This window comes from Nocardia sp. NPDC127579 (genome assembly GCF_042672005.1).
Taxonomy (GTDB): domain Bacteria; phylum Actinomycetota; class Actinomycetes; order Mycobacteriales; family Mycobacteriaceae; genus Nocardia.
In genome coordinates this window covers 332,360-349,833 of record NZ_JBHXVZ010000010.1, presented here as the reverse complement: position 1 = coordinate 349,833, position 17,474 = coordinate 332,360, and the positions used below count along the sequence as shown (strand labels likewise).

Annotated in this window: 17 protein-coding genes; 4 read left to right on the top strand and 13 right to left on the bottom strand. The window is 68.9% G+C overall.

The window, feature by feature from the left end; translation table 11 throughout:
• Window positions 1-316 precede the first annotated feature (316 nt).
• The 5 genes from hisH to ACFVMC_RS29620 form a co-directional block, all read right to left on the bottom strand.
• Entirely contained in the window at window positions 317-952 is a 636-nt protein-coding gene (gene hisH / locus ACFVMC_RS29640; RefSeq protein WP_379215701.1) for an imidazole glycerol phosphate synthase subunit HisH, read from the bottom strand.
• Window positions 949-1,587, bottom strand: coding sequence for an imidazoleglycerol-phosphate dehydratase HisB (gene hisB / locus ACFVMC_RS29635; protein WP_379215699.1), 639 nt, complete (start codon window positions 1,585-1,587; stop codon window positions 949-951). The genes hisH and hisB overlap by 4 nt, the downstream gene beginning before the upstream one ends.
• A complete protein-coding gene (locus ACFVMC_RS29630; protein WP_379215697.1) occupies window positions 1,584-2,708 on the bottom strand; it encodes a histidinol-phosphate transaminase in 1,125 nt (374 codons plus the stop codon). The genes hisB and ACFVMC_RS29630 overlap by 4 nt, the downstream gene beginning before the upstream one ends.
• The gene (gene hisD / locus ACFVMC_RS29625) at window positions 2,705-4,042 is read right to left on the bottom strand and encodes a histidinol dehydrogenase (RefSeq protein WP_379215695.1); all 1,338 of its coding nucleotides are present in this window, start codon (window positions 4,040-4,042) and stop codon (window positions 2,705-2,707) included. The genes ACFVMC_RS29630 and hisD overlap by 4 nt, the downstream gene beginning before the upstream one ends.
• Window positions 4,043-4,176: 134 nt before the next feature.
• Window positions 4,177-4,602 carry a hypothetical protein gene (locus ACFVMC_RS29620; RefSeq protein ID WP_379215693.1) on the bottom strand — a complete coding sequence of 142 codons (426 nt, stop codon included), beginning with the start codon at window positions 4,600-4,602 and terminating at the stop codon, window positions 4,177-4,179.
• Between the two features lie 190 nt (window positions 4,603-4,792).
• On the opposite strand from ACFVMC_RS29620, the gene ACFVMC_RS29615 reads away from it, so the two are divergent.
• Window positions 4,793-5,377 carry a TerD family protein gene (locus ACFVMC_RS29615; protein WP_379215691.1) on the top strand — a complete coding sequence of 195 codons (585 nt, stop codon included), beginning with the start codon at window positions 4,793-4,795 and terminating at the stop codon, window positions 5,375-5,377.
• Between the two features lie 54 nt (window positions 5,378-5,431).
• On the opposite strand, the gene ACFVMC_RS29610 is transcribed toward ACFVMC_RS29615, so the two are convergent.
• The 4 genes from ACFVMC_RS29610 to ACFVMC_RS29595 all read right to left on the bottom strand — a co-directional run bounded on the left by ACFVMC_RS29610 (window position 5,432) and on the right by ACFVMC_RS29595 (window position 10,833).
• Window positions 5,432-6,967, bottom strand: coding sequence for a protein kinase (locus ACFVMC_RS29610; protein WP_379215689.1), 1,536 nt, complete (start codon window positions 6,965-6,967; stop codon window positions 5,432-5,434).
• 169 nt (window positions 6,968-7,136) lie between these two features.
• Entirely contained in the window at window positions 7,137-8,885 is a 1,749-nt protein-coding gene (locus ACFVMC_RS29605; RefSeq protein WP_379215687.1) for a penicillin-binding transpeptidase domain-containing protein, read from the bottom strand.
• 55 nt (window positions 8,886-8,940) lie between these two features.
• Window positions 8,941-9,780 (bottom strand): arylamine N-acetyltransferase, encoded by an 840-nt coding sequence (locus ACFVMC_RS29600; protein ID WP_379215685.1) that lies wholly within the window; start codon window positions 9,778-9,780, stop codon window positions 8,941-8,943.
• A gap of 69 nt (window positions 9,781-9,849) precedes the next feature.
• Window positions 9,850-10,833 carry an alpha/beta hydrolase family protein gene (locus tag ACFVMC_RS29595; RefSeq protein ID WP_379215683.1) on the bottom strand — a complete coding sequence of 328 codons (984 nt, stop codon included), beginning with the start codon at window positions 10,831-10,833 and terminating at the stop codon, window positions 9,850-9,852.
• Between the two features lie 183 nt (window positions 10,834-11,016).
• On the opposite strand from ACFVMC_RS29595, the gene ACFVMC_RS29590 reads away from it, so the two are divergent.
• Complete coding sequence (locus tag ACFVMC_RS29590) at window positions 11,017-11,460, top strand: tellurite resistance TerB family protein (RefSeq protein WP_379215708.1); 444 nt, start codon at window positions 11,017-11,019, stop codon at window positions 11,458-11,460.
• 55 nt (window positions 11,461-11,515) lie between these two features.
• Window positions 11,516-12,694: a winged helix DNA-binding domain-containing protein gene (locus ACFVMC_RS29585; RefSeq protein ID WP_379215681.1), complete on the top strand. Its 1,179-nt coding sequence runs from the start codon at window positions 11,516-11,518 to the stop codon at window positions 12,692-12,694.
• A 35-nt stretch (window positions 12,695-12,729) separates the two neighbouring features.
• Here the strand turns inward: ACFVMC_RS29585 and nadC are convergent, their stop codons facing one another.
• The 3 genes from nadC to nadA are packed head-to-tail and all read right to left on the bottom strand — an operon-like array spanning window position 12,730 to window position 16,323.
• On the bottom strand, window positions 12,730-13,590 hold the full coding sequence (nadC, locus tag ACFVMC_RS29580) for a carboxylating nicotinate-nucleotide diphosphorylase (RefSeq protein WP_379215679.1): 861 nt from the start codon (window positions 13,588-13,590) through the stop codon (window positions 12,730-12,732).
• The gene (locus ACFVMC_RS29575; RefSeq protein ID WP_379215677.1) at window positions 13,590-15,230 is read right to left on the bottom strand and encodes an L-aspartate oxidase; all 1,641 of its coding nucleotides are present in this window, start codon (window positions 15,228-15,230) and stop codon (window positions 13,590-13,592) included. Before ACFVMC_RS29575 ends, nadC begins: the two co-directional genes overlap by 1 nt.
• Before the next feature lie 49 nt (window positions 15,231-15,279).
• A complete protein-coding gene (gene nadA / locus ACFVMC_RS29570) occupies window positions 15,280-16,323 on the bottom strand; it encodes a quinolinate synthase NadA (protein WP_379215675.1) in 1,044 nt (347 codons plus the stop codon).
• A gap of 76 nt (window positions 16,324-16,399) precedes the next feature.
• Between nadA and ACFVMC_RS29565 the strand changes: the two genes are divergently transcribed.
• Window positions 16,400-17,125: an NUDIX domain-containing protein gene (locus ACFVMC_RS29565; protein ID WP_379215673.1), complete on the top strand. Its 726-nt coding sequence runs from the start codon at window positions 16,400-16,402 to the stop codon at window positions 17,123-17,125.
• 108 nt (window positions 17,126-17,233) lie between these two features.
• On the opposite strand, the gene ACFVMC_RS29560 is transcribed toward ACFVMC_RS29565, so the two are convergent.
• Window positions 17,234-17,395, bottom strand: a complete 162-nt coding sequence (locus ACFVMC_RS29560; protein ID WP_379215671.1) for a hypothetical protein — start codon at window positions 17,393-17,395, stop codon at window positions 17,234-17,236.
• Between the last annotated feature and the right edge of the window lie 79 nt (window positions 17,396-17,474).

Genomic DNA, 17,474 nt, shown 5'->3' with positions numbered 1-17,474 from the left:
CCGGGGGGTATGAGGAATCGGAACCAATAATATATTGGCACTGACATTCATCGACACACTATTGAGTTCTCAAAGAACACACGCACACACATCCGACCGCGAATTACTCGGGGCTTCCGTGAGGCAGGGTTCAAAGCTTAGCTGATCCAGTCGCGATAACAAAATCGGACTTAACGAACCAACCGGATGGTCAGGCGCTCCTCGTCCTACCTCGTTTCCCGGGCCGCTAGGCTCCGGGTCGGTGTCCGTGTCGCTCTGACTCGAATAAAGTTACGTAGTAGATCGAACAAAGTCAAATCGCCTGGCCAGAGCCTTTTTACAGCGAATTGATCCAGTTCCGAAGCAACTGCGCGCCCGCATCGCCGGATTTCTCCGGATGGAACTGGGTCGCCGAGAGCGCACCGTTCTCCACCGCCGCGAGAAACGGGACGCCGTGCTCGGCCCAGGTGAGCTTCGGCGTCGCGAAGTGCTCACTCGCCGGCAGGTCCCAGGTCTGCGCGGCGTAGCTGTGCACGAAGTAGAAGCGGGTGCCGGGATCCATGCCCGCGAACAGCACGCTGTCGACCGGGGCGGAAACCGTGTTCCAGCCCATGTGTGGCAGCACCGGAGCCGACAACCGCTCGACCACACCCGGCCACTCGGCACAGCCCGTCGTCTCCACGCCGAATTCCACGCCTCGCTCGAACAAGATCTGCATACCGACGCAGATGCCGAGCACCGGGCGCCCGCCGGCCAGCCGCTGGCCGATGATGCGCTCACCACGCACCTCGCGCAGCCCCGCCATGCAGGCCGCGAACGCGCCCACCCCGGGCACGACCAAACCGTCTGCCGCCAAGGCGATTTCGGGGTCGGCGGTCACCTCGACCTTGGCTCCGGCCCGCACCAGCGCGCGTTCGGCGGAATGCAGATTGCCCGAACCGTAGTCGAGCAGGGCAACAGACTTCACGGTCACAACGTGCCCTTCGTCGACGGAACTCCGCTCACCCGCGGGTCGTACTCGACGGCGGCGCGCAGCGCCCGCGCCACCGCCTTGAACTCGGCCTCGGTGATGTGGTGCTGATCGCGCCCGTACAGCACCCGCACGTGCAGGGCGATGCGCGCGTTCAACGCGATCGATTCGAAGACATGCCGGTTGATCACGGTCGAATACGACGCGCCCGCACCGACACTCGGGATGACCGTGTGCAGCATGTGCTCCGGCTCGCCGGTATGCACGCAGTACGGACGGCCCGAGACGTCTACGACCGCCTGCGCGAGCGTCTCGTCCATCGGAATATAGGAGTCGCCGAAGCGGCGAATGCCCTTCTTGTCACCGAGGGCCTGCGCGAGCGCCTGGCCGATGACGATGGCGGTGTCCTCGACCGTGTGGTGCGCCTCGATCTCGATGTCGCCCTTGGCGTGCACGCTGAGGTCGAAGCTGCCGTGCTGGCCGAACGCGGTGAGCATGTGGTCGTAGAACGGCACCCCGGTGGAGATGTCGGTCCTACCGCTGCCGTCGAGATTCAGTTCGACGACGATGCTGGATTCCCGGGTGGTGCGTTCCACCCGCGCGATTCGGTCCATGCTCGCTTCCCGGTCGGTGGTCATAGGGAGATCAGCTCCTCGGCCGCCAGTTTCGCGCTCACCCGCAAGAGCTCGTCGTTCTCGGCGGCCAGGCCGATGGTGGTGCGCAGGTAGCCCGGGATACCGACGTCGCGGATGAGCACACCCTCGTCGAGGTAGCGCTGCCAGGCGCGAGGCGCGTCGGCGAAGCGTCCGAAGAGGATGAAGTTGGCATCGCTGGGCAGCACCTGGTAGCCCAGGGCCCGCAGGGCCGCGGTGACGCGATCGCGCTGCGCCGAGAGCTCCGCGACGCCGGCCAGGGTTTCGTCCGCGTGCCGCAGAGCGGCGCGGGCCGCGGCCTGGGTGACGACCGACAGGTGGTACGGCAAGCGGACCAGCAGCAGCGCGTCGATCACCGCCGGGGCGGCGACCAGGTAACCGAGCCGGCCGCCCGCGAAGGCGAACGCCTTGGACATGGTCCGGCTCACCACGAGCTTGGCCGGATAGCGATCGATCAGGGTGACCGCGCTCGGCTGACCAGAGAACTCGGCGTAGGCCTCGTCGACCACCACGATGCCGGGCGCGACATCGAGGATCCGGGCCAGGTCCGCGAGCGCGATGCTGTGCCCGCTCGGGTTGTTGGGGCTGGTCACGAAGACGACGTCGGGGCGGCGCTCGCGGATGCAGGCCACCGCGTAATCGATGTCGAGCGAGAAATCCTCGCTGCGCTCCGCGGCCACCCACTCGGTGTCGATGCTCTCGGAGATGATCGGGTGCATCGAATACGACGGGACGAAACCGAGCGCGGTGCGGCCGGGACCACCGAACGCCTGGAGCAGCTGCTGCAGGATTTCGTTGGAGCCGTTGGCCGCCCACAGGTTCGCGACATCGAGACCGACGCCGGTCTGCCGGGTGAGGTAGGCGGCGAGATCGCCGCGCAGGGCGACCGCGTCGCGATCCGGATAGCGGTGCAGATCCGCCGCGGCGGCACGCACGGCCTCGGCGACATCGTCGATCAGCGCCCGCGACGGCGGGTGCGGATTCTCATTCGTGTTGAGCTGCACCGGGACCGTCAATTGCGGTGCGCCGTACGGCTTCTTGCCTCGCAGGTTGGCGCGCAGCGGCAGATCGTCCAGTGTGGCGGCGGCGCCCGGGATGGCGGTCATGACAGAGCCTCGAAACGAACAGTCACGGCCTGGCCGTGAGCGGGCAGGTCTTCGGCGGTGGACAGCGCGACCACATGCCCGGCAACATCTTTCAACGCCGCCTCGGTGTATTCGACGACGTGGATACCGCGCAGGAAGGTCTGCACGCTCAGACCCGAGGAATGCCGGGCACATCCCGCGGTGGGCAGGACATGGTTGGAGCCGGCGCAGTAGTCGCCGAGGCTGACCGGCGCGTAGGCGCCGACGAAAACCGCACCGGCGCTGCGCACCCGGGCGGCGACGGCCGCGGCGTCGACGGTCTGGATCTCGAGGTGCTCGGCCGCGTAGGCGTTGACCACACGCAGTCCCTGGGCGATGTCGTCGACCAGGACGGTGCCGGACTGCTTGCCGGACAGTGCTTCTCGCACCCGTTCGGCGTGCTTGACCACCGGCAGCTGCGCGTTCAGCGCGGCGTCGACCGCGTCGGCGAATTCGGCGCTGTCGGTGACCAGCACGCTGGCGGCCAGCACATCGTGTTCGGCCTGGCTGATCAGATCGGCGGCGACGTGCGCCGGATCGGCGGTGGCGTCGGCCAGGATCGCGATCTCGGTGGGCCCGGCTTCGGCGTCGATCCCGACCAGCCCCCGGCACAGCCGCTTGGCCGCGGTGACGTAGATATTGCCCGGGCCGGTGATCAGATCGACCGGTTCCAGCTGTGCGCCGTCGGTATCGGTGCCACCGTAGGACAGCAGGGCCACGGCCTGCGCGCCGCCGACCGCCCACACCTCCTCGACGCCGAGCAGTTGCGCGGCGGCCAGGATGGTCGGATGCGGAAGCCCGTCGAACTGGGCCTGCGGCGGCGAGGCCACGACCAGGGACTCGACCCCGGCGGCCTGGGCGGGCACCACGTTCATGACGACGCTGGACGGGTAGACGGCATTGCCGCCGGGTACGTACAGCCCGACCCGTTCGACCGGCACCCAGCGTTCGGTGACGGTACCGCCGGGCACCACCTGGGTGGTCTTGTCGGTGCGGCGCTGGTCGGCGTGCACGACGCGGGTACGTGCGATGGCGACTTCCAAGGCCGCGCGCACCGCCGGATCGAGTTCGGCAAGCGCCCGTTCCAGTTCGGCGGCCGGTACCCGCACGCTGGCGGGCGTGATGCCGTCGAATCGCTGGCTGTATTCCTGGGCCGCTTCGACACCCCGGTCGCGGATCGCCTCCACCACCGGGCGCACGTGATGCAGCACCGAGTCGACGTCGACTCCTCCGCGTGGCAGCGCGGCGCGCAGCTCGGCAGCGGAAGGAGTGCGACCGCGCAGATCAACGCGGGCGAGCTCGATGCGGGGTGTCATATCGGTGTGCGGTCCTGTCCTGTGGCCGGGTACTTTGCTGACCACCAGCCTAATGGGCCGCACCATCGGATATCCGCACCGGCCAGCCGTGCCACCCACGGCCGTGCCGCCGCTGTGACCTGGCTCTCAGACGATCAGTGCAGCCGGGTGTAGATCAGATCGAAGTCGAGTTCCCACTCCACGCCGTCCTCGGACTTCTCCCAGGTACCTCTGATCAGCTTGCCGTCCGGCTGCACGATGGCAGCGAAGCGCTGATGGAAGCCGGGCGCCTCGCGCCAGACCCGCCAGGAACCCGCCGCGTCGAACGTCATCCGGTAGACCCGTGAGACCCCCCTCACATCGTGGTGCAGGACCGTGAGCACCAGTTCGTCGTCGTCGACGCCGATGATCCAGGTTCCGCTCGGACCGGGCTCCGGCACGGTGTCGCGCAGCAGCAGATAGCCGCCCTCCTCCAGCCATTCGATCCGGGTACGGCCCTTGGGCCCGGGGAACTGCGGACTGTCCACCTCCCATTCCCCGATCAGGATCTGCAAGGGCGCGAGTGCCGCATTCGGTGCCATGGGCTCCATTGTCGACCCGCGACGAAGGCGACACGCGGGGATCAGTGGGTCGCGCGGAGCCGTGGTCACCGCAGTCCGGGCTGCCGAGGCAAATCTCGAGTGCCGGACGGCGGTTCGCCACTCAGGTGAACGGGCGGTTAGCAAATCGACACGCCCTATTCGGATTTCGAATCCCCGCTAGTCTGAACGCATGATCACGCTCAAAAAAGAAGACGGCGCCGCGGATCTCGCCGGTATCAGCAAACTGAGTGTCGGGGTGAGCTGGGATCCGTCGGCTGGTTCCAGTGGTGGACTGCTCGGTATCGCCAAGCGCAAGCGCGGCGTCGACCTGGATCTGATCGCCATTCTCATGCAGGGCAGCGAGCCGGTGCGCTTCGCGGGCCTGGATTCGCTCGACCCGCTGGGCAACGGCGCGGTGCTGCACTCCGGTGACGAGCAGACCGGCGCGGCCGCCGGTGACGACGAAACGGTCCACGTCACGTTCTCCGATGTGCCCGGCGGCATCGACGCCATCATCTTCGTCGCCTGCGCCTTCAAGAAGGGCACCTCGTTCGAGAAGGCGAACAACATCTCGTTCAAGGTCTACGACGCGACCGGCGGCAGCAGCCAGCAGGTCGCCGACATCTGGCCGTCGCTGCTCGGCAACGACAATGCCAACGCCGTGGCGCGCACCTTCCGCAACGGTGACCAGTGGCAGCTGGAAGTGCTCAACCGCAAGGGCAAGATCAAGCAGGGCGACAAGCAGGCGCTGCTGCGCTTCGCGATGGGTTCCTGAAACGGATCGGGCCGCAGGTGCCGACCAGGGGGTCGCGCACCTGCCAAGCCCGATCTAGGCGGCGTCCGGGCGGGTTTCGTCGTCGATGAGAAGTTTGCCGCCGCTGTTGACCACGTGGACCACCACCGGCTGACTCTGGCCCTGGACGGTGACCCGCGCGATGCGCATATCGACCGAGCCGTCCGGATAGTTGGTCTCACCCTTGATATCGGCAAACCCCGTGACGATGCGAGTGCTCCAGTACTCCCGGAACGCCTGCTCACTGCCGTACGGTTTACGTGCTGCGGGAGTCAGCAAATACCAGGAACCGCCGGGATTCAGATAGAAGACCTCGAGCATCTGCCCGGCTTCCACGATGTCCACCTTGCCCGAACTGGGCGTCTTGCCTAGTTCCGGTACCGCCGCCGTGGTCGTAACCGAGCGCGTGCTGGTGGGCGAATTCGCCTGTGCGGAGGGGGTATTCCCGTCCGAGGAGGACAGTGCGCTGATGGATAGGCCGATCACGGTGATGATCGCACCGATGGTGGCGCCGATCAGGACGGCGCGGCGCTTGGAGGTGGAGCGGCGGGGCGCGGGGCGCTGATGGGCGGCCGTGCGCGGGTGCGCGGCGGTATCGGGGTGGTTGTTGCGCGGCGGCGGAGGCAGCGGACGCGACTGGCGTTCGGTGCGGTGCTGCTGCTGTGGCGGCATCGGACGCAGCGCACGGGTCGCGGATTCCGGGGCGCCGGCCTGGCGGCGCGCGTAGGCCTCGCTGGCGGGCACGAACCCGGCCGGCGCGGAATTGGCGCCGGTGTCGGCGAGTGCGGCCAGTTCGTCGTAGGCCTCACGCATGGTGGGCCGATCACGCGGGTCGGGGCTGAGCAGGTCCAGCAGCAGGTCGGTGGCGGGGCCCGCGTTCCGCGGTTCGCTGACCTGGCCGTTGGCCGCGGCGTAGAGCACCGCGAGCGGATTCGCGTTGGCGCCGTAGGGCGGTTCGGCCTCGAGTGCGTGGAACAGCGTGGCGCCCAGGGCGAATACGTCCGAGGCAGGGCTCGGGTCCGCGCCGCGCGCCATCTCCGGCGCGAGATACGCCGCGGTCCCGCAGATCAGGCCGGTTTCGGTGAGGGTGGCATCACCCGCGGCGCGCGAGATGCCGAAGTCGGTGATCTTCACCGTGCCGTGGTCGTCGAGCAGCACATTGCCCGGCTTCACGTCGCGGTGCACGATGCCCGCCTGATGGGCGGCGATCAGCGCCGAGGCGACCTGCTCGCCGATCCGGGCCACCTGTTGCAGCGGCAGCGGGCCCTGCGCCGCGATCACCGCGGCCAGGCTGTTGGACTTCATGTATTCCATGACCAGGCACGGGTCGCCGTTGTGCTCGGTGATGTCGAATACGACGATGGCGTTGGGGTGCTGGAACTTCGCGGCATTGCGCGCTTCACGGAAAGCGCGCTGGCGCACCACATCACGTTCGGCCTCGGGCAGGCTGGGTTTGATGTGGATCTGCTTGACCGCCACCGAGCGCTGCAGACGTTCGTCGACGGCACGCCAAACGACGCCTGTGCCGCCGCTACCAATCCGCTCGACCAGGCGGTAATGCTCCGCGATCAACTGACCGGTATCGATGGCGCCTACTCCGAACCTTCTCGAAATCGTGACATGCCGCATATTGACCACTCATGCGGTCCGCGGACGAGTGTAGCGGCAGCTGGTTGATCGCCGTGCCCCAGGATGCCCGAAAATCGGCCCGGTTCGGGCCGGTTCCCGTCACCGCAGGTGATCACCTGCGCGCGCGTAACATCCGGCCGGCCGCGTCCACCGCCGGGCCCGAGCTCCCCGCGTCCGCGACGAACACCGCGAAGGCCAGATCACCGTCGATTCCGACGAACCAGCCGTGCGCGTGGGTGTTGTCGCCGTACTCGGCGGTGCCCGTCTTGCCGAGCAGACCGGGGATATCGCGCAGCTGGGTGGCGGTGCCCGCGGTGATGGTCTCGCGCATCATGGCCTTGATCTGGTCCGGGACGGTCGCGGGCGGGACGGGCGGCTGCTGATCCGCGACGCCCGGTTCGCCCTGGACCAGCACCGGGTTCGGGGCGGAACCGTGGGCGATGGCGGCGGCGACCAGTGCCATACCGAATGGGGTCGCGGTTACCCGGCCCTGGCCGATGCTGGCCTCGACCCGCTGGGCGGGTGTGTCCGCGGCCGGGACCTTCCCGGTGACGGTGGTGAGCCCGGGTGTGACGTAATCCACACCGAGACCGAGCTGAGTGGCCGCGCGAGTCAGCCCGTCCGCGGGCAGGCGCACCCCGAGCATGCCCATCGTGGTGTTGCACGAGCGGGCGAAGGCGGTGTGCAGCGGCACCTCGCCGAGGTCGAAACTCTCGTCGTTGGGTATGCGCCGGCCCTCGATATTCGCCGAGCCCGGGCACGGCAGCACCGAATCCGGTGTGACCTCCCCTGCCTGCAGGGCAGCCGAGACCGTGACGGTCTTGAACGTGGAGCCCGGTGGGTAGAGACCGGTGAGCGCGATCGGCCCCTGCGCGTCGGCGGCGGAATTCTGCGCCATGGCCAGCACATTGCCCGTGGACGGTTGCAGCGCGACGACCGCGGCCGGGGTGGTGAGCGGGCCGAGCGCACTTTCCGCGGCGTTCTGCAGGTCGATGTCGAGCGTAGTGGCGATATCGGGGGTGGGTTTCGGATCCGGTCCCGCGATTCGCTCGGTGCCGCCGGGGGTTTGCGCGCGCACCGCCCAGCCCGCGGCCGTGTCGGCACGCTGCTGCCACAGCTCGGCCAGGCCCGACAGCGTCGGCGAGGCCTGCGCCTTGTCGACGGTCAGCAGCCTGGTCTGCGGCGACAGGGTGACGCCCGGAATCGCCGACAGCGCGGCGTGGACCGGCTCGATATCGGCGGCGCGCAGCGTGATCGCGGTAATGGATTTCCCCTGGGCAGCAGCCAGTTCGGTGGTCAGGGAGGCCGCGGTGATCCCGGTGTTCGTGGGCGCCAGCGCACCGGCGACCGCGGCCGTATCGGCGCCGGGGGCGACCTGCACGACGGTGACGATGTGCTGGGTCATCAGCTCGCCGCCGGTGGAATCGAGGACGCGGGCGGCGTTCGGGTAGGCCGCGGAGTAGGTGAGCGGGCCCGCGGCGAGACCAGGCGCCAGCGTGGCCGGGTCCCACTTGATCTTCCAGCCGTTGGAGTCGGCGGCGGTGCCCGTGGTGGTGTACGCCCACTCGTTCCTGCCGTCCTTGCCGAACTTCCAGGTGGCGCCGAGCGTGAAGGCGTTCTCGTCGGTGGATCGAACCTCGAAGGTCACCTCTTTGCCGAGGCCCTCGTAGAGCTGGGTCAGGGCGGCGGCCGCCTCGGGCGGGTCGTCGGTGAGCGCGGCGGCGGCGACGATGTCGTCGCGGTTCAGTGCGTCGGCGAACGCGCCCGCCACCGACTCCGGCTGATCGGGGCCGGAGCCGCACCCGGCCAGCACCAGGGTGGCGACGGCGAGCAGGACGGTGGACCTCAGCTGAGTGCGCACCCTGGCGACTGTATCGGCCGCCACCGACAACGCAGGTCAACCGCGATGCGAGAGTTCAGTTCCGCCAATGGGCCTGGGCGAGCGCGTCCGCGTCCGCGGCGTCGAGTTCGATGTCGAAGACCTCGGACAGGAGCTTCGGCAGCTCGCCGGGGGTCACCTCGGTGACTTCGCTACGGCCGTCGGGGTATTCGGTGATGAACGTCAGGTCGTCGAGCACGTAGTGCACATCCGGATGGAAGCGCTGCACGAACGGACGTGTGGTGAACGGCGAACCCGGGGAGGTCGAGACGAAATGGTTCCCGACCCGGTAGTCGATCCGGTACTGCGGGTTCAGCGTGAAGGTGTAGCGGTCCACCCAGCCGTCCCGGCCGAACTGGTGCAGTACCCACTCACCGGATTCGCCGCGCGCCCACCGGAACTGCCAGCGGCCCGCGGTGAATTCCGCGGTGCTGTCGCCGAGTTCGATCGCCCGCAGCGGACCGGCGCCGAAACCGACATCGACCAGCCAGGCGCGGTCGTCGTCGGCGGTGGTGACGCGCAGCAGCGCGTGGGTGGCCGGGCGCAGCGCCGCCGCGCCCATGGTGACCCGGCCGCTGAGACCGGTCACGCCGAAGCCGAGGCGTTCCAGAACGGCGGCGAACAGCACGACGTTCTCGTAGCAGTAGCCGCCGCGCCGTCGTCGGATCAGCTTGTCCTGCAAGGTCTCCAGGTCGAGGTCGATCGAACGGCCCAGGATGATCTCCAGGTTCTCGAACGGAATCGAGGTGGTGTGCAGCTGAACCAGACGTTGCAATGTGTCCACCGTGGGCTCGCGCTCGCCGTCGAAACCGAGGCGGGCGAGATAGGCGTCCAGATCGACGTCGGCGCCGTTCCAGCGGTAGGACGGGTCGGTCATGGTCGGCTCCTTCGCCTCGTCGGGTTCCTCGGGGACAACTGGGTTGCGCCACAGGGTGTTCCGGGTGTGTCACGCCGCACACTTGGCGTGCGCGGGAGCCGGTGGCGCGGTCGCCACACCCTGTGCGATATCGATGACGTACTCCTGGTCCGGCCCGGTGACCGGTTCGGCGCCGGTCAGCAGTCGCTCGACCACGCAGCCACCTTCGAAGAACGCCGGCCCGATGCTGTGATCGCCCGGCACCACCCGGCCGTCCAGGTCGCGGCCGGACACGACGGTGTACATGGACAGCGGGGTGCCCGCCGCCGCCAGGGCGTCGCGCATCTCGGTGCTGGCCCGGAACGGGATCACGGTGTCGCTGACGCCGTGCACCAGGAAGGCCCGCCGGATGTCGATCTGTTCGGCCAGCAGCGACGGTGAGCGTTCGTAATAGGCCTGTGGGCAGACGATCGGCGTGCAGCCGCCCGCGTCGCGTTCGATCTGCGCGCGCAGGCCGGGCCCGATCCGCGGGGCGTCCAGCCACATCGTGAAATCGTCTGCGGGGCCGTAATTGTCGACCCAGTAGTCGAACAGTCCGCGCGGGCCGTGCGCGAGCGCGAGACCGCTGGTGATGCCGCCCTGGCTCCAGCCCCACAGGATCGTGCGTTCGACGGGATGGGCCCCGGTGAACCATGCGGTGGCCGCGACGATGTCGTGCCAGCCCGCCCAGAGGTTCCATTCGCCGGTCTTCCACCTGCTGGTCGCATTGCGTAGATCCATCGCCAGGAACGGTGTGCTCGTACGGCGGGCGAGGGAACTCAGGTAGTCGGCGAAATCGGCGGCCGAACCGCCGTGGCCGTGCACCGCCACCACCAGAGCGCGAGGCGGCAGATCGCCGGGGGCGCACCGGTAGGGCTCGTAGACGCGGCCCGTCGCTGTTTCGCCGTCGACGGGCACGGCGACCGGGCGGATCGCGACCCGCACCGCGCAGACCGGTTCCGCCGCCGCTACCGGGGCCGGGAACACCAGCAGCAGCGCCGTCGCCGCCAGCAGCACACCGATTCCACCTCGCATAGCAGGAATAGTGCCAGGCCACCGGGCGGGAACCACGCCACCGACATGCCGCTGATCCCAATTCGATTGCGGGCGCGCCGGACTCACGATTCCTCTGCTAACGTGCGGTCGTCTACCAACGGGAGCACGGCCGTGGCCTTCTTGAACAAGATCATTTCCAATGCGCACACCTTCAGCAGGCTGATGGACGTGGTCGACAAGGCGCCGCAGTGGCGCAACCAACTGCTCGCCAAGAAGAACGAATTGCGCGGCGGCGGTTTCCGCGACGCCGCCATGGGAATGTGCGCGCTGGTCGCCGCCGCCGACGGACAGCTCGCCCCCGAGGAGCGCCTGCGGGTCGCCGGGCTGCTCGGCACCGACCCGGTCCTGCAGAACTTCCCCGCCGACGAGCTGCGCGCCCTCTTCGACGACAACTGCCGCCGCCTCACCGCCGACCCGGCGTTCGGGCGCGCCCATGTCCTCCAGCAGATCGCCAAGGCGGCGGGCAAACCCACCGAGGCCCAGGCCGTCGTGCAGATCGGCATCATGATCGGCAACGCGGACGGGAACTTCGACCCCGCCGAGGTCGACGCCGTCCGCGAAGCCTGCCGGACACTGCGGTTGGAGCCCGCGCAGTTCGGGCTGTAGACACCGCCTCGGCCGTCGCCGTCACCGACCGGCGGGAACGGCTACCCTTTCGCCTATGCGTTCGATAACCGTCGCGGAGCGGCGAAACCGGCTCGGGGTGCGGCATCGGCTGGCCTACGCGCATCGAGCGGCCGACCCGGCCGAGATCGCGCGGTCGATGGTCGTGCTGCATGCCACCGATCCCGCGACGGTGTACCTGTCGGCCGGTGCGCGCGGGGCGGGCTTGACGCCGGAGGATGTGGCGAAGTCGCTCTACGACGAGCGCACGCTGCTGCGGATGCTGGCCATGCGCCGCACCATGTTCGTCGCGCCGACGGAACTGGTTCCCGCACTTCAGGCTTCATGTGCCGACGCGCTCGCCGTCAAGCAGCGCCGCACCTACGGCAAGTTCATCGAGCAGTCGGGCGCAGTCGACGGTGATGTCGGCGCGTGGCTCGCCGAGGTCGAAGCCGAGACCCACGAGGCGCTGCTGTCGCTGGGCGCGGCCACCGGCGCGCAGCTCGGCAAGGCCGTGCCGCGGCTGCGTACCCAGGTGAATCCGGCGCCGGAGAAGTCGTATTCGAAACCGACGAATATCACCACCTGGGTGCTGGTGACGCTCGGCGCCGAGGGCCGCATCGTGCGCGGGCGGCCGAACGGGAGCTGGGCCAGCAGCCAGTACACCTGGGCGCCCGTCGAGTCCTGGCTCCCCGATGGCGTGCCCGAGCTGTCCGCCGATGCCGCGCGCGCCGAACTCGTCGGCCGCTGGCTGCGCGCCTTCGGCCCCGCCCCCGTCACCGACCTCAAATGGTGGACCGGCTGGACGCTCGGCGAAGTCCGAAAGACCTTGGCCCAGTTGGATGTCACCGAGGTCGACCTGGACGGCGCCACCGGCGTCGCACTCACCGACGACCTGGAACCGACCCCCGCCCCGGCGCCGTGGGCCGCCTTCCTCCCCGCGCTCGACCCGACGCCCATGGGCTGGCAATCGCGCGACTGGTACCTGGGCCCACACGCCCCGGCGCTGTTCGACCGCAACGGCAATATCGGCCCGACCATCTGGCTCGACGGCCGCATCGTCGGCGGCTGGGCGCAGCGCAAGGACGGCGAAATCGTCTGGCGGCTACTGGAAGACCCCGGCGCCGAGGCACACGCGCTGATCGAGGCCGAAGCAGAACGCACCAGCGAGTGGTTCGGCGACGTCCGTGCCATTCCACGTTTCCGCACGCCGCTGGAGCGTGAACTCACCGCCTGAGCCGCCCTCGGGCCGGCGGCAAAGACGGTGTGGCCCTACATGTCCAAGCCCAGGTCCAGCACTCGGACGGAGTGGGTGAGCGCACCCACGGCCAGGTAGTCGACACCGGTGGCCGCGTAGGCGGCGGCCGAGTCGAGGGTGAGACCGCCCGAGGATTCGAGTTTTGTGGTCGGCGCGGTGGCATTGCGGCGTTGGACCGCGGCCTGGGTCTGCCACAGGGGGAAGTTGTCGAGCAGGACCAGGTCGACGTCTTCGGCGAGGACGGCGTCGAGTTGCTCGAGGCTGTCCACCTCGACTTCGCAGGCGATATCGGGGGCCAGAGCGCGGACGGCGCGCAATGCGGCGGTCACCGAGCCCGCGGCGACGACGTGATTGTCCTTGATCAGCGCTTGATCCCCCAGGCCCATCCGGTGGTTGACGCCGCCGCCGACCCGGACCGCGTACTTCTGGAGGGCGCGCAGGCCGGGCAGGGTCTTGCGGCTGTCGCGGATGCGGCAGTCGGTGCCCGCGACGGCGTCGACCCAGTCCGCGGTGGCCGAGGCGATACCGGACAGGTGGCAGACCAGGTTGAGCATGGTGCGCTCGGCGGTCAGCAGGCCCCGGGTCGGTGCGACCAGGTCGAGCACCGACTGCCCGGGCCGGATACGGGTGCCGTCGGGTACCCGGCCGGTGATCTCGTAGTTGCCCGCGCCGATCACCTCGTCGAGTACCAGCAAGCCGACGTCCAGTCCCGCGACGGTGCCCGGCTGCCTGGTGACCACCGCGGCCTTGACCACCGCGTCAGCGGGAACCGTCGCCATCGTGGTGATATCGGGGCCGTAGCGCAGATCCTCGTCGAGCGCGGTGCGGATCAGCGCGAGAACCTCGTCGCGGTCCAGGGCGGGATCGAGAGCCATCAGCTCACTCCAATCAGGGGCAGGGCGGTGGGGTGGATCGGAGCCTGGAGATCTGGATGACCGTCCGGGTCCAGGCTGATCGGAATGCTGTGGCGCAGCGCCGGATCCGCGTCGGGATGGTCGGATCTGGTGTGGCAGCCCCGGCTTTCGGTGCGGGCGGCGGCCGCGAGCAGCAGCACCCGGGCGGTGAGTGTCAGGGCGCCGTCTTCGAGTTCGGCGATCCGCCGAGCGGTCGGGTCCTCGGAGAGCCCGGCATTTCCCCTGTCGCCATTGGTGATCCGGCTGGACATATTGCGCAGTACCGCACGTTCGAGGCGGTTCGTGGCGTCGGCCAGGCCGTCCCGGTCTCGCACGACCGCGGCGTGCGCGGTCATCACCTGCTGCAATGCCTGCCGGTCCACGCGCGGCATGGTGTTCGCGTGGATGTCCTCGACGCCGCGCGGCTCCTCGAGCCGCTCCGCCGCGAGGGCCGCGACTCGTTCACCGACCACCAGCCCCTCCAGCAAGCTGTTGGAGGCCAGCCGATTCGCGCCGTGCAGGCCGGTGCGGGCCACTTCTCCGGCCGCGAACAGGCCGGGTACGCCGGTGCGGCCGTGTGCATCCGTGACGATTCCGCCGCACTGGTAGTGCGCGGCGGGGGCCACCGGGATCAGCTGCACGCGGGGGTCGATCCCGGCCGCGAGACAGGATGCGGTGATGGTCGGAAAGCGCTGTGCGAAACCTTCGATCGCACGGCCGTCGAGGAAGACGTGGTCGGTGCCCAGCGCCCGCATGCGCGCCGCGATGGCCCGCGACACCACATCGCGCGGGGCCAGATCACCGCGTGGATGCAGCCCCTCGGTGACCGAATTGCCCTCGGAATCGACCAGATTCGCGCCTTCTCCGCGCACGGCCTCGCTGATCAACGGCCGTCGGCCGACACCACCCGGTGTGTACAGCACCGTCGGATGGAACTGCACGAACTCCAGGTCCGCGACCGACGCGCCCGCGCGCAGCGCCAGCGCGATACCGTCGGCGGTCGCGCCGTAGGGGTTCGTGCTCAACGCGTACAGCTGACCGAGCCCACCCGTGGCCAGCAACACCGCGGGCGCATGCACGACACCGAATCCATTGTCCGACACCGCGAGCACGCCACGCACACCACTCGGGCCGGTGACGATTTCGCAGGCCGCCGCGCCGAACACGATGGGCAGTCCGGCCGCGTTCAGCGCACGCTGCACTTCCGCACCTGTGGCGTCACCACCCGCGTGAATGATGCGCCGAGTGCTGTGGCCACCTTCCCGAGTGCGTGAGATCTGCCCGTCGCGACCGAGATCGAATACCGCGCCGAGGTCGGTCAGCGCCGCGACCGCCGCCTGCCCGGATTCGACAATGGAGCGGGTCGCCGCCACGTCGACCAGCCCGGCACCCGCGGCTACCGTGTCCCGCACATGCGATTCCACCGAATCCCCGTGCGGAGCGACGACGGCGATGCCGCCCTGCGCGTACTGGGTGGCGGTATCGGTCGGCCCGCCCTTACTCAGGATCAGCGCCCGCAGCCCGCGCAGCGATGCGGTACGCGCCGCCGTCAGCCCGGCGACACCACCGCCGATAACGACCAGATCGGCCTCGGCCTCCCAGCCGATCGCCACCGAAGTCATAGGTCCACACCTTCTCGCAGGATAGATCGCGCCGCGCGGCCGATGCGGGCTACTCGCCGCCGCCGGGATTGCCGATCTCGATCATTCGCTGCACCGAACTGCGGCCGCGAGCGGCCATTTCCGGATCGACGTGCACCTCGTCGGCGCCCTCCACCAGGCAGCGCAGCAGAGCGGCGGGGGTGATCATCTTCATGTAGGGGCAGGAGGCGCGGTCGTTGACGGCCTGGAAGTCGATGCCGGGGGCGGCTTTCCGGAGCTGGTGCAGCATGCCGATCTCGGTGGCGACCAGCACCTGATTCGACTTCGCCTGCTTGGCGGCGTCGATCATGCCGCCGGTGGACAGGATGTGCACCCGGTCGGCCGGGAAGGAGCCCTCCCCCGCCAGGTAGAGAGCCGAAGTGGCGCAACCGCATTCGGGGTGCACGAACAGTTCCGCGTCGGGGTGGGTACGCGCCTGCTCGGTGAGTTCGTCACCGTTGATACCCGCGTGCACGTGGCATTCACCGGCCCAGATGTGCATGTTCTCGCGACCGGTCACGCGCTTGACGTGCGCGCCCAGGAACTGGTCCGGCAGGAACAGCACCTCGCGGTCGGGGTCGATCGAGGCGACCACGTCGACCGCGTTCGAGGAGGTGCAGCACACGTCGGTGAGCGCCTTCACCTCGGCGGTGGTGTTCACGTAGGACACGACGACCGCGTTCGGGAACTCGGCCTTCCAGGCACGCAGGTCCGCGGCGGTGATGGAGTCGGCAAGCGAGCAGCCCGCGCGCTGGTCCGGAATCAGCACGGTCTTGGCGGGGCTGAGGATCTTGGCCGTTTCGGCCATGAAGTGCACGCCGCAGAACACGATGGTGTCCTCGGGCGCTTCGGCCGCGATCCGGGACAGCGCGAGCGAGTCGCCGACGTGGTCGGCGATGTCCTGGATCTCCGGCAGTTGGTAGTTGTGCGCCAGGATGGTGGCGTTGCGCTCGCGCGCCAGGCGCTTCACCTCTTGCGCCCATTCCGGTGTCGCCTCGACTCCGGCGTATCCCGACGGTCCGTCGAACACCTGCCCCATCAGCGGAGGCGCCGTGTTCGCACCTGTGCTCGCCATGATGGCTCCCTTCCTCGCGCGGTCGGCCTACTCGCCGATTCGCACCAAACCAGGTTTTCGACTTACAATCGAAAACGTGGCCCATAGTAGCACCATCCACGAAACGCTCACCGCGGTGTTCCAGGTTCGCCCGGTCGCCCAGAACATCACCGCAGGTCAACCGCCTGCGCCTGACCAGAGGCGGGAATTGTCGGTGCTGCTGTGGGAACGCGCCCTCGATCCCCAGAAGGGCACCTGGTCGCTACCCGGCGGACGCCTGCGCAACGACGAGGACCTCGACACCTCCGCTGCCCGCCAGCTCGCCGAGAAGGTCGACGTGCGGGAACTGGCCCACCTCGAGCAGGTGTGGGTGTTCAGCGATCCGCATCGCGTGCCCGGGGACCGGCGCATCGCCTCGGCCTACCTCGGACTGGTGCCGCTCACCGCCGACCCGCAACTCCCCGCGGACACCGCCTGGCACCCCGTCTCCGCCCTACCCGCCATGTCCTTCGACCACGGCACCGTCGTCGAGCACGCACGTACCCGGCTCGCCGCGAAACTGTCCTACACCAATATCGCCTTCGCATTGGCGCCGGAACGATTCACCATGTCGACGCTGCGCGAAATCTACTGCGCGGCACTGGGTTACGATGTCGACACGACCAATTTGCAGCGCGTTCTCTCCCGCCGCAAGGTGATCACACCCACCGGCGCCACCGCCGCCCCCGGCCGCGCCGGCGGCCGCCCCGCCGCCCTCTACCGCTACACCGACACCGGAATCCGAGTCACCGACGAATTCGCCGCTCTGCGACCGCCCACCTGAATTCCGTTGCTCGGCAACTTGTTCGGAGCAGCTCGAGCCGAAGGGTTCCGGCGCATTCGATTTGCGGGCCCTGATCGACCAACTGCGGCATCACCGGACCGGGCCGGATCAGTCTTCGCGGTGCCGATGCTTGCGGGTGCGACGGTATTGCCGCTTACTGGCGATCGGCTGCGCGGCGTTGGATCGCCGCAACTCGTGCCGTTGCCGCCACGCGGTCAGGTCGGGGCGCTCGGCGTGCACCACCGTGGCCGCCTCGGTGTTTCGCTTCATCACGGACCCTCCTTCCCGGGTGCGTCGAGGACGACCCACCGTAGAGCGGGCACCGCCTCGGCGGCCACCGATTTTCCGA